The sequence below is a fragment of the Veillonella rodentium genome (genome assembly GCF_900187285.1).
GTDB classification, from domain to species: Bacteria; Bacillota; Negativicutes; order Veillonellales; family Veillonellaceae; genus Veillonella; species Veillonella rodentium.
This window is the reverse complement of record NZ_LT906470.1, coordinates 1,092,296-1,105,539: the sequence shown is the minus strand read 5'-3', so window position 1 is coordinate 1,105,539 and position 13,244 is coordinate 1,092,296. Positions and strand designations below refer to the sequence as shown.

General features: G+C 42.8%; 10 protein-coding genes. All 10 read left to right on the top strand.

Annotated elements, in window-relative coordinates; translation table 11 throughout:
• The first annotated feature begins 42 nt into the window (after positions 1-42).
• Positions 43-984 (top strand): manganese-dependent inorganic pyrophosphatase, encoded by a 942-nt coding sequence (locus tag CKV62_RS04990; RefSeq protein WP_095065970.1) that lies wholly within the window; start codon positions 43-45, stop codon positions 982-984.
• A 244-nt stretch (positions 985-1,228) separates the two neighbouring features.
• Positions 1,229-3,418 carry a DNA helicase PcrA gene (gene pcrA / locus CKV62_RS04985; protein ID WP_095065969.1) on the top strand — a complete coding sequence of 730 codons (2,190 nt, stop codon included), beginning with the start codon at positions 1,229-1,231 and terminating at the stop codon, positions 3,416-3,418.
• 94 nt (positions 3,419-3,512) lie between these two features.
• Complete coding sequence (ligA, locus tag CKV62_RS04980) at positions 3,513-5,510, top strand: NAD-dependent DNA ligase LigA (RefSeq protein ID WP_095065968.1); 1,998 nt, start codon at positions 3,513-3,515, stop codon at positions 5,508-5,510.
• A 60-nt stretch (positions 5,511-5,570) separates the two neighbouring features.
• The gene (gene gatC / locus CKV62_RS04975) at positions 5,571-5,861 is read left to right on the top strand and encodes an Asp-tRNA(Asn)/Glu-tRNA(Gln) amidotransferase subunit GatC (RefSeq protein WP_054673477.1); all 291 of its coding nucleotides are present in this window, start codon (positions 5,571-5,573) and stop codon (positions 5,859-5,861) included.
• 11 nt (positions 5,862-5,872) lie between these two features.
• Positions 5,873-7,333 carry an Asp-tRNA(Asn)/Glu-tRNA(Gln) amidotransferase subunit GatA gene (gatA, locus tag CKV62_RS04970; protein ID WP_095065967.1) on the top strand — a complete coding sequence of 487 codons (1,461 nt, stop codon included), beginning with the start codon at positions 5,873-5,875 and terminating at the stop codon, positions 7,331-7,333.
• On the top strand, positions 7,330-8,778 hold the full coding sequence (gene gatB / locus CKV62_RS04965) for an Asp-tRNA(Asn)/Glu-tRNA(Gln) amidotransferase subunit GatB (protein WP_095065966.1): 1,449 nt from the start codon (positions 7,330-7,332) through the stop codon (positions 8,776-8,778). Before gatA ends, gatB begins: the two co-directional genes overlap by 4 nt.
• Positions 8,779-8,950: 172 nt before the next feature.
• A complete protein-coding gene (locus CKV62_RS04960; protein ID WP_231968291.1) occupies positions 8,951-9,361 on the top strand; it encodes a DUF4229 domain-containing protein in 411 nt (136 codons plus the stop codon).
• Positions 9,362-9,419: 58 nt separating this feature from the next.
• Entirely contained in the window at positions 9,420-11,168 is a 1,749-nt protein-coding gene (locus tag CKV62_RS04955; protein WP_095065965.1) for a B12-binding domain-containing radical SAM protein, read from the top strand.
• 81 nt (positions 11,169-11,249) lie between these two features.
• A complete protein-coding gene (gene mnmL, locus CKV62_RS04950; protein ID WP_095065964.1) occupies positions 11,250-12,215 on the top strand; it encodes a tRNA modification radical SAM protein MnmL/YtqA in 966 nt (321 codons plus the stop codon).
• An 8-nt stretch (positions 12,216-12,223) separates the two neighbouring features.
• Positions 12,224-13,243, top strand: a complete 1,020-nt coding sequence (locus tag CKV62_RS04945) for a PhoH family protein (RefSeq protein WP_095065963.1) — start codon at positions 12,224-12,226, stop codon at positions 13,241-13,243.
• The last annotated feature ends 1 nt before the right edge of the window (position 13,244 follow it).

Sequence of the window (13,244 nt, the reverse complement as noted above, 5' to 3'; positions counted from 1 at the left end):
AAGTCAATGAAGTTATATATTTATTGATAAAAGAGGTATAGTATGAGTGACGTAAAAACATATGTAGCAGGCCATAAAAGTCCGGATACGGATTCTATCTGTTCCGCTATTTCCTTTGCTAATTTTTTGACACAAATGGGGACACCTGCCACACCTGTATGTGCTGGTGAGGCGAATAAGGAAACTAAATATGCATTGTCCCATTTTGGCTTTGAGCATCCTCGAATCGTTACAAATTGGGAGGCATTTGCACCTAACGGTGGAAATTTATATTTAACAGATCATAACGAATCAAAACAAATTATCGATGGTTATAAATCGATGAATATGTGCGGTGTTATTGATCATCATCGTATTGGTGACTTTGAAACGGATGGACCTGTATTTATTCGTATGGAACCGGTAGGATGCACTAATACGATTTTGACTAAGTTGTATGTAGAAAATAATCAGGATATTCCCAAGAATATTGCCGGACTGATGTTGTCTGCCATTATTTCTGATACCGTATTGTTCCGTTCTCCTACATGCACGGAAACAGATAAGAAAATGGCTCATAAATTAGCTGAAATTGCCGGTGTTGATATTGAAGCATACGGTCTAGATATGTTGAAAGCCGGTGCGGATATTTCCGATTTGACGAATGATGATATCGTTCGTACGGATATGAAAGAATTTTCCGAAGCGGGTAAAACAATTTCCATCGGTCAAATTTCCGTTATGGATACGACCGATGTTTTGGCTAAGCAAGATGAATTAGTCACTGCTTTGGAATCTCTTCGCAACGCTAATAATTATGATGCATCGTATATTATGATTACGAATATTCTTGATGAAAGTACAACATTATTGTTCAGCGGTGATGTTGATGCCGTTGTAAAAAATGCATTTGGGAAAGATATAAAAGATAACTCCGTATTCTTGCCGAATACAATGTCTCGTAAAAAACAAATTGTACCGCCGATTTTGGGGGCTATGAAATAAGATATGTAAAATGAGAACGTTGCTATGCAACGTTCTTGTTCTCTATGTAATATAGTAGATTACATTTAACATTAAAGATTAGACTTAAGATCATTTAACATTTTACATAATATCTAATTATATTGATTAGATATTATATTATAGGTTAAGTCTATATATATATAGGTTAAGTCTCTCTATATATATGAAAATAGATTGAATCTGATTTTAGATTTAATCATTAAGGGCTTTTGGGGGTATTCTGATGAATTCGTTATTAACAGGTTTGAATAAAGAACAACAAAAAGCGGTACAACATACGGAAGGCCCTTTATTGATTCTTGCAGGTGCCGGATCGGGTAAAACAAAGGTGTTGACGGTTCGAATTGCTCACCTATTGGCACAAGGTGTCAATCCTTACGAAATTTTGGCCATCACTTTCACTAATAAGGCGGCTAAGGAAATGAAAAGCCGTGTGGAAGGTCTTGTAGGTGACGTGGCTAATCGTATCTGGCTCAGTACGTTTCACAGCTTCTGTGCTAAGTTTTTACGTTTCGAATTAGATAATTTTTTAGGTTATAACAGTAATTTTACGATTTACGATACATCGGACTCTCAGGTTGTCGTTAAGGCCGCATTGAAGGCGTTGAACCTTGATGATAAATATTATCCCGTGGGGGCTATGATTGCTGCTATTTCAGATGCGAAGAATAAATTACAGTTCGCATCGGATTATCGTAAACAGGCACGTGACTTTTACCAGCAAAAGGTAGCGGATGTATACGAATATTATGAGAAAGAACTACGCAAGAATAATGCATTGGATTTTGATGATTTATTGCTCGTAGCTGTTAAATTATTGCAGACAAATGCGGCGGTTCTCGATAAATACAGCAAGCGTTTTCGATATGTCATGATCGACGAATATCAAGATACGAACCATGCTCAGTACTTGTTGGCGTATTTATTGTCTTCGCGCTGGAAAAATATCGCCGTCGTAGGTGATGCTGACCAGAGTATCTATGCATGGCGCGGGGCGGATATTCAAAATATTCTGGATTTCGAAAAGGATTATCCGAACTGTACATCCATAAAATTGGAACAGAATTATCGATCTACTAAAATTATTCTCGATGCGGCTAATGCGGTTATCGATAATAATGAAGGACGACCTGAGAAAAATTTGTGGACCGATAAGGTGGATGGTCTTAAAATCCAGCATTTTACGGCTCAATCCGAACATGAAGAGGCGGCTTTCATCGGCGATACGATCACTAAAAAACATGATGTTCATGGTGTACCATATGGAGATATGGCGATTTTATATCGTACAAATGCTCAGTCCCGTGTACTTGAAGAAGCGTTGATAAAACGGGCCTTGCCATATACGATGGTGGGGGGGACAAAGTTCTATGATCGCAAGGAAATTAAGGATGTATTAGCCTATTTACGGGTTTTATATAATCCCTTCGATGATCTCAGTCTGTTGCGGATTATTAACGTTCCAAAGCGAAGTATCGGGGCTACTACGGTATCTAAGTTGCAGGAATATGCTCGTGCTAACGGGACATCTCTATTTATGACATTGACCCAATTACACCTGGTTGATTCTATCAAGGGTAAGACAAAAGAAAAGCTGGAAGAATTCGGTATTCTAATTTTCACGTTGGTCGCTGAAATGGATGATAAATCTGTTTTAGAAATTTTAGAATCTATTTTAGACAGGACAGGGTATCTTGAACAATTAGAAGAAAGTACGGATCCGCAGGATCAGGCGCGTGCTGAAAATATCGGTGAACTGTTGTCTGTGGCAAAAGATTTTCAGGATACAAATCCCACAGGTACAGTAGAAGATTTCTTGGAGCAGGTGGCACTTGTAAATGATGTGGATTCTTTTGAACAGGAAGAGTCGAAGGTTACCTTGATGACATTGCATGCTGCTAAAGGTCTGGAATTTCCCATCGTATTTTTGTGTGGCTTAGAAGAAGGATTATTTCCTCATAGCCGGACATTGATGAATCCTGAGGAAATTGAAGAGGAGCGTCGTCTTGCTTATGTGGGAATTACGCGAGCGGAGAAAGAGCTATTTATTTCTAATGCAACGACGCGCACCGTATTCGGCCGTACAAGCAGTTATTTACCGTCCCGTTTTATTGATGAGATTCCGGAGGAATTAGTCGATTCGTTACGAGCTAAACGAAAGGTACCTGACGATATTAAGCGTCAGGTGCCTCAGCATATGAGCGTCACCAGCCGCCCTGTAACAAAACCGATTGTTCGAAATGAAGTCATTGCCGACTGGAAGATTGGTGATACCGCAATTCACAGCAAGTGGGGGAACGGTAAGGTTATCGGTGTTGCCGGAGAGGGGGCCGGTATGAAATTGACCATCGAGTTTCCGACGCAAGGGGTGCGCGTGGTAATGGCGAAGTTCGCACCAGTGAAAAAAGGATAACCCCCTTTTTTATATAGATTTTCTCAATATAAGAATAATTACATATCACCAATTTTGAAGCAAGGTTATGTAGTTAAACATAAAAGGATAGAGTATGAATCCGAAAAATAGAATTGAAGAATTACAGAAAGAGTTGACTCATGCGCAGTACTTGTACTATGTGAAGGATGCGCCTGTAATGAGTGATTATGAATATGATACAAAATATCGTGAGCTCGTTGATTTGGAAACTGCACATCCCGAATATATTGTGCCGTCATCTCCGACTCAGCGCGTAGGTATGAAGGTGGAAGGCTCTTTTGAAAAGGTTGTTCACGGTCGTCCCATGTTGAGCTTGTCCAATGTTTTTAATGCTGATGAAGTACGAGGATTCGCTCAGCGTGTAGAAAAGGAATTGGGTCATAAACCGTCCGCTTATGTGGTGGAGCTTAAAATTGACGGTCTCGCTGTGAATTTACATTATCAACACGGTATGTTTGTACGTGCCGTAACTCGTGGTGACGGTCGTGTCGGTGAAGATGTAACGGCTAATGTACGTACCATTAAGTCCATACCCTTATCTCTTGAAAGTGCACCGGATTTTATCGAAATCCGCGGTGAAGCGTATATGCCTCATAGTGAATTTAAACGCATTAATGAGGAGCGTGATGAGGAAGGCTTGCCGACCTTTGTAAATCCCCGCAATGCCGCTGCAGGTTCTCTGCGTCAACAGGATCCGGCAATCACGGCCAGTCGGAATCTTGCATTTTTCGCCTATGCAATCGGCTCTGAAGAAGGGGCGGGTATTCGTAGTCAAGAGGAACTGTTACACAGTTTGGAGAACTTTAAGTTTTCCGTCAATCCTCACTATCGGATATGTAAGACAATCGATGAAGTTATCGAAGCCATTGAGTATTGGAGCGAAAAGCGTCACGAGTTACCATATGATACGGACGGTATGGTTATAAAGGTCAATAGTTTTGATGATCAGGAGTTATTAGGTAGTACCGCAAAGGATCCGAAATGGGCTACAGCTTATAAATACCCTCCTGAAGAGGTGGAAACGGTCCTTAAGGATATAACGATTAATGTGGGGCGAACCGGTGTTCTCACGCCGACCGGTGAATTGGAGTCCGTATTCGTATCCGGCACTAATGTGAGTCGTGTCACCTTGCATAATCAGGATTTTATCGATGAAAAAGATATCCGAATCGGAGACCATGTAATGATTCACAAGGCTGCTGAAATCATTCCCGAGGTTATCCGTGTGCTACCTGAAAAACGTACCGGTTCAGAGGTTAAATTCACGATTCCTAGTACATGTCCCGTATGCTCATTTCCTGCGGTTCGACGTGAAGGGGAGGCGGCCGTACGCTGCACAAATAAGCATTGTCCTGCTATTGAAAAGGAACAAATCATTCATTTCGCATCACGCGATGCCATGAATATAGACGGTTTAGGACCGAGCATAGTAGAAAATCTGATCAATGCAAAATTGATTACCAATGTAGTTGATTTGTATCATTTAACTGTGGATCAGTTGGTTACGATGGAGCGAATGGGTACGAAGTCGGCTGAAAATTTGGTGAAAGCTATCGCCGATTCTAAAAATCGAGGTCTTGATCGAGTGTTATACGGTTTAGGCATCCGTCTTATCGGAGCAAAGGCGGCAGCTACTATAGCTCACGTGGTCCAATCTATGGACAGATTTCTTACGATCACGAAGGATGAACTTGTTTCTGTAGAGGAAATCGGGCCTACCATGGCGGACAGTATTGTAGAATATCGCGAAGATCCTTCTCATATAGAGATTATTGAAGGGTTACGGGCTGCCGGTTTAAAGATGAACGTTGATGTGGCTGAGCCTGCAGGCAATGAAATGGACGGAGAAATCGTCGTATTAACGGGAAAATTGGAATCCATGGGTCGCAGTGAAGCCGGTAAAATTCTTGAGGCACACGGAGCGAAGGTGACCGGATCCGTTTCGAAGAAAACAACCCTTGTCGTGGCAGGGGAAGACAGCGGCAGCAAATTAACGAAGGCCAATGAATTGGGAATTCGCATCATGAATGAAGATGAATTTCTGGAGCTCATAAAGTCTTGGAATGGTTAATGCCTTTGAAAATGTAAGCTATATGAATTATAATAATACAATATGAAAGGATGTGTATCGATGAAAATCAGCCAAGAGGAAATTAAGAATATTGCCTTGCTTTCACGATTAGAAGTAAAAGAAGATCATATGGCACATATAGAAAAAGAATTGTCCGACATCTTGTCCTATGTTGCGGAACTAAATGCCCTGGAACTTGATGGTGTAGAGCCGATGGCTCATGCCGTACCGTTGCAGAACGTATTGCGAGAGGATGAATTAAAGCCGTCTCTCGATCATGATTTAGCATTATCCAATGCGCCGGAAGCAGAGGACGGGTATTTTAAGGTACCTCGTGTCGTACAGGAATAGGAGGTTTTGCAGTGGCAACCATTCATGAATTACATAAAAAATTAGTGAATAAAGAGATCAGTGCCGTTGAATTGACGAAGGCTGTTATCGCTCATAAAGCACAAGTAGAACCGACTGTACATGCGTATCTTTCCGATTCTCATGAACGTGCGCTCGCTACGGCGAAGGCTGTAGATGAAGCTATCGCTAAAGGGGAAGCAATTTCTCCATTGGCCGGGATTCCGGGTGCATTGAAAGATAATATATGTGTAAAAGGAGAAACGACGACGTGTGCATCTAAAATGTTGGAGCACTTCGTACCTCCTTATAATGCATCTGTTGTGGAACGTCTTGATGCGAATCAGTCCGTTATTCTCGGGAAATTGAATATGGATGAATTCGCTATGGGCGGATCTACGGAAAATTCCGCTTTGGCTAAAACGGTTAATCCCTGGAATAATGATTGTGTTCCGGGCGGATCTTCGGGCGGTAGTGCGGCTGCCGTTTCCAGTGGCAGTGCAATTTGGGCTCTCGGTTCCGATACGGGCGGTTCCATTCGTCAACCTGCATCTTTTTGTGGTGTAGTAGGTTTGAAGCCGACTTACGGTAATGTGTCCCGTTATGGGCTTATCGCTTTTGCGTCCTCATTGGATCAGATTGGACCTGTTACGCGGGACGTGACGGATGCCGCCTTGGTATTAAATGCTATTTCCGGTCATGACGCGAAGGATTCCACATCGATTCCGGGGGATCGTGTAGACTATACAAAGGCCCTTGTAAATGATGTGACTAAGCTTAAAATCGGTGTGCCTAAGGAGTTTTTTGGGGACGGTCTTAACAGCGATGTTCGCAAGGCTATGGATGAGGCTATTGAAACATATAAGAAATTAGGTGCTGAAATCGTTGAGGTTTCATTACCTAATTCTAAATATGCGTTGTCCGCATATTATATCATCGCTTTGGCTGAGGCAAGTTCCAACCTGGCTCGCTATGACGGCGTAAGCTATGGTATGCGCGTACCGGCGGATAATTTGGTAGACATGTCCACGAAAACCCGTACCGAAGGCTTCGGTCAGGAGGTACAGCGTCGTATCCTCCTTGGTACATATGTATTGAGTTCCGGTTACTATGATGCCTACTATTTGAAAGCCTTGAAAGTACGTCGCTTGATAAAAAATGAATTTGATGAAGCATTCTCAAAGGTTGATGTATTGTTGACTCCGACAGCCCCTAATACGGCATATAAATTCGGTGAAAAGCTAAATGATCCGTTGGCTATGTACTTAGAGGATATCTGTACGGTACCGGCAAACTTGGCCGGTATCCCGGGTATCAGTATTCCTGCGGGCATGAGCAGCAATAATTTACCGATTGGGCTACAATTATTGTGTCCTGCTATGGGTGAAGAAACATTGCTTCGCGCGGCTTTCACATTTGAACAGGCCCGTCCGGATTGTCAATTAGTAGCACCGATAGGGGAGGTTTCTCTATGAGCAGTAAATATGAAACGGTCATCGGTTTGGAGGTTCATACGGAGCTTAAGACTAAGTCTAAAATCTTCTGTGGTTGCACTACTGAATTCGGCGGTGACCAAAATACACATGTATGTCCGGTGTGTCTAGGCTTACCGGGGGCCATGCCTGTGTTGAATAAAAAGGTCGTGGAATATGCTATTAAGGTAGGTTTAGCATTAAATTGCGATATTCTTCACTTTAATAAATTTGACCGCAAGAATTATTATTATCCTGATTTGCCTAAAAATTATCAGACATCTCAATATGACTTGCCGATCTGTCTAAATGGTCACTTGGATATCGAGGTAGACGGTGAAACGAAGCGTATCGGTATCACGCGTATCCATATGGAAGAAGATGCGGGCAAGCTCGTTCATAGCGGGAATACTATTTCCGATTCCAATTTCTCCAATGTTGACTACAATCGTACAGGTGTACCGTTGTTGGAAATCGTATCGGAACCTGATATTCGTTCCGGTGCGGAGGCAAAGGCATACGTTGAAAAACTGCGCTCCATTTTACAATATCTGGAAGTATCCGACGGCCGTATGGAGGAAGGTTCTCTTCGTTGTGACTGTAACGTATCCGTACGACTTCGCGGTGCTAGTGAATTCGGCACACGCACAGAAACAAAGAACGTCAACTCTTTGACGGGTATTCAAAAAGCTATCGAGTATGAAGCGTTACGTCAGGCTCAGTTGATTGAAGATGGCGGTACTGTGGATCAGGAAACGCGTACATGGGATGATGCTCAGGGCATTACATTGGGAATGCGCAAGAAGGATGCGGAAAATGATTACCGCTATTTCCCGGAACCTGATTTGGTACCGATTGTTATCACTGATGAAGAAATCGAAGCGGCTCGTAAGGCATTGCCAGAATTGCAGGATGCCAAGATTAACCGCTTCATATCTGAATACGGATTACCTCGTGAAGATGCGACTATCCTCACGGTATCCCGTAAGACGGCAGATTATCTTGATGCGACTGTGCAGGCCGGTGCGGACCCTAAAACGGTATCCAACTGGATGCTCGGCGATTTGTCCAAGATGATTAATGAAAACGGTTTAACCTTTGCTGAATCGAAGGTAAGTCCAGAAAACCTTGCCGGTATGATTGCTCTTATTGAGAAGGGCACAATTTCCGGTAAAATTGCGAAAAAGGTTATCGTATCCATGTGGGAATCCGGTAAGGATGCGGACACTATCGTTAAAGAAGAAGGTCTCGTACAAATTACCGATACCGGTGCGATTGAAGAGATCGTTAAGCAAGTTATTGCCAATAATCCGCAACCCGTTGCCGATTTTAAAGGCGGTAACGGTAAAGCTATCGGCTTCCTGGTAGGTCAAGTTATGAAGGAATCCAAAGGTCGCGCCAACCCTGGTATGGTTAATGAATTACTTCAGAAATTCTTAAAGGACTAATCTGAACCAGGCTTTTGACATATACCTTAACAGTTATAACATCCTCTACATACACATGTCATGTATTAATAGACTGTATAGTAGAGGATGTTTTTATATGTATAACAGTATTTTATGATATAATACATTGTATAAAATTTATTGATGTTTGTAACCTAAAAAGGATATAATCATGACTGACAGAACAGATAAACGAGAGAAAAATATACATCAAGATACTGAGCAATATACGGATTCTACAGGATATACGCAAAGTGAACCGAATACACGGATTTTGTCGGATGATGAACGTCGTGATTTTGATGGTGTCACCATCGATGAAGCGGGTGATTCTGTTCATGTCGAATCTACACCGACCGCTACGGATCAGGAGCGAGCGTACTATGAAGGATATGAGCAATACGGTCCGCGTGTTAAGGTATATCACTTTGGTGGTTCAAACTGGCTCAGCCGCATCATCATGTTGATAATCCTTGCGGCGGGCTTGGCGGCCATCGTGATTTTCGGTAGTCTTATTTTTACCGTCGTAGGTGCTATCATCCTGATAGGTGCCATCATTTCCTTTATCTTTGGTCTCTTTTAATGATATAATATTTATATTATGACTAGACGGTGGCGAGGCCATTCGATGATGAGGAAATATGAACGTAGTTTTATCGACATTGAATTCAAAATTTATACATTCTTCTTTGGCCTTACGCTATCTTAAGGCCTATGGCAAGGCTCATGGACAGGCATACGATATAGTGGAATACACTATTAATATGCCTGTTTTACATATTCTCAGCGATATAACGGAACGCAATATCGATGTGCTCGGCTTTGCGTGCTATATCTGGAATATCGAGATGACATTACATGTGGTGGACATGGTGAAAGCCGTCCGTCCGGATATTAAAATTATCCTCGGCGGTCCCGAAGTATCGTTCACGGCTGATGAAATTCTGGAGCGATGTTCTGCTGTAGATTATGTTGTGCAGGGGGAGGGTGAGGAAGCATTTTATCATCTGATTACGGCGCTATCCGATAATCGTGATGGGCTAGAGGAACCTATTGCCGGTGTACGAGGGCGTCATATATCCGGTGCTCTTATGGGATCTACGACAACTGTGGAGGTTAAAGATCTTAGCACCATTCCGTTTCCTTATGTAGAGGAAGATATGGTCGATCTGGAACATAAGATAATTTATTATGAATCGTCTCGCGGATGTCCGTTTTCCTGCCAATACTGTTTATCAGGCAATAAAAATACGGTACGTTTTTTTCCGCAGGAAAGAACGTTTAAAGAATTGCAATGGTTCATCGATCATAATGTCAAGCAGGTAAAATTTGTGGACCGCACCTTTAATTGCGCACCGGCTCATCATAGACCGCTGATGGAATTCATAAAAAATGCTGATACGGATACAAACTTTCATCTGGAAATGGAACCTGAGCTCATGACGGAATGGGAGACAAATATTCTGTGTGAAACACCGCCGGGACGAATTCAAATTGAAGTGGGCGTGCAGAGTACGCATAAGAAAACCTTGGATGCTATTAACCGTTACAATGATTGGCCATACATTCAGGCCGCTATTCGGCCGATTATCGAGGCGGGCCGTACACATGTGCACATGGATCTTATTGTAGGATTGCCGCATGAGGATAAAGCTCGCTTTGGAAAATCATTCAATGATCTGTTCAGCTTGCAGCCTCATGCGTTGCAAATTGGCTTTTTGAAATTGCTGAAAGGTTCCGGTGTACGTCGCATGGATGAATATCAATATGTGAGTGATCCGTTGGCACCCTATGAGGTGTTGAGCACGCATGTATTGTCCTATGAAGATGTACGTTTTTTAAAGCACTTTGAAGACGTATTTGAACGATTCTATAATAGCGAACGCTTTAGGACTGTGTTCTCGTATATTGGGGCTAAATTGATCAATGGTCCTGTTGATGCATTTACATATTTTGTGGAAATGACTGAAGCCTGGCTTGCGGCCGGACACCATAAGGTAAATCTGAAGGATATAGATCAGATAGAGTTTCTTTATAGATTTTTTCTGGACCGAAATGATATGATTGCTGCAGAACTATTGCAATATGATACATTGGTGAGCTATCGCGGAAAGATTCGCAGTGAGGCCGTAGGGCTGCCTAAGCAGACGAAGGAGCTTTTACAAGAAGGGGAAGCATTCTGGCGTAATGAAGAGCTGGCATCTCAATATATTCCAAATTACACGTTTAAGGAGTGGCGCAAGATCCGTCAGCAATACGTAGAAATGCCTATGTCTGAAGAGACGGCAAACGTACTGGGCATCAAGAATATACAGGATGAACCGTTTACGGTTGTCATCGATGTTAACAAAGAGGTGCCGCCGTTTATACGACCGTACGTTGAGTCTTAATAAAACGATATCGATAATTTCAAATCGTGATCCGATTGTATATTGTAATATATATGAATAGTGTATATAAACAGGAGTGTCATGACTGATACGATAAGACCGAAGCGATACCGTATGGTATCAAAATTTTATAAGGAACGATATGGTGAAAAGGTGTATAAATTGCCTGTCGCCTTACCGCTCACATGTCCTAACAGGGACGGTTCCGCCGGTGTAGGCGGATGCACGTTTTGCGGAGAAATCGGCGCAGGGTATGAAAATCTGCCCGCAACTATGACGGTTGCGATGCAGTTAGAGGAGAATATCGCGCATATCGGTCCCAAGTACAAGGCGAAAAAATTTATTCCCTATTACCAGAATTTCAGTAATACCTATTTGGGATTGGCCGCTTTCAAAAGTTATATGGAGCAGGGCTGCATCGATGCGGCTGTAGGCATTGCCATTGCCACGAGACCTGATTGTATTGCTGATGAATATCTGGATATTCTCGCCGATATTAGAGACCGCTTTCACAAAGATATTTATATTGAGCTGGGGCTGCAAACCGTTAATTATGATACATTGGAAAAGATTAACCGCGGTCATGATCTAGCCCAATTTATTGATGCTGTACTAAGGATCAAGCGGTATGGATTTAATGTGACCGCTCATATGATCGTTAATCTGCCGTGGGATACGATGCAGGATACGGTGGAAGGGGCGCGCATATTGTCAGCCCTCGGAGTCGATCAAGTTAAATTACACGCCTTGTATATTGTTAAGAATACGCTGATGGCGAAATGGTATCAGGAGGGTCGGTTTACATTGATCAATGCTGAAGAATATGCTGACCGCGTGGTTAATTTTGTGCGTCATCTGCATCCGGACATTGTGTTGCAGCGTTTAGTGGGACGTGCACCGGAGGATAATACCCTGTTTACCAATTGGTCCATGGGTTGGTGGCGTGTACAGGATTTAATAGATGATAAGATGGATGAACTGGATGCCCGTCAAGGTGATCTATGTGATTATCTGAACGGTAAGGCGGTTCGCCAGTTTATAGATTAGGAGGTTGTATGAGCGAACAAATCTTTACATTTCCTACATATGACCTAGCACAGTCGATTTTAGGTCAACATAATCGTTATCTGCATATGATGCTTGATGTCATCACGGCGGATGTGGTGGCTCGCGGCGATACGGTGGTCATCAAGGGCGACGAAGAACAAGTGGCCGCTTTGTATCGCACCTTGGAGGAACTCGTGTTTCTCTATCGTGAAGGCAGTACGATTACGGAATCTCAAGTGCGTATTGCGGCGAAGCTTGTAGCTAATGGCAAAGCGGATGCGGTACATACCATGTTTGAGGATACATTATCCGTAAATATGCGCGGTAAAAATATTACGCCTAAGACGGAAGGTCAGAAATATTATGTGGACAGTATCCGTAAGAATACCATTACATTTGGCATCGGTCCGGCCGGTACAGGTAAGACGTTCCTGGCGGTGGCGTTGGCGGCTTTTTATTTAAAGAACCGCAATGTGGATAAAATCATATTGACTCGTCCTGCCGTCGAAGCCGGTGAACGACTCGGCTTTCTACCCGGTGAATTGCAAGATAAGGTAGATCCGTACTTACGCCCTTTATATGATGCATTGCATGAAATGTTCGGTATCGAACAGGTACAACGGTTTATGGAGCGCGGCACCATCGAAGTGGCACCTCTTGCTTATATGCGCGGACGCACGCTTGAAAATGCTTTCGTCATTTTAGATGAGGCTCAGAATACGACGGCGGAACAGATGAAAATGTTTCTGACCCGTTTAGGGAACAATTCTAAAATGGTGGTCAACGGTGATAAAACACAAATCGATTTACCTCCACGGGTTGTGTCGGGCCTCGGTGAGGCGGAAAAGGTATTGCGCCATGTGCCGGGGATAAATATGGTTTACTTTAGTGATCAGGATGTGGTGCGCCATGATTTGGTGGGACGTATTGTGAAAGCATACGACGTCTATCGTGAACAGAAGTCGATTCGGGATGCAATTAAAGTAATTCCGGTTCAAGATGCTAATAAGGGTATGGTGAAAGAATAAG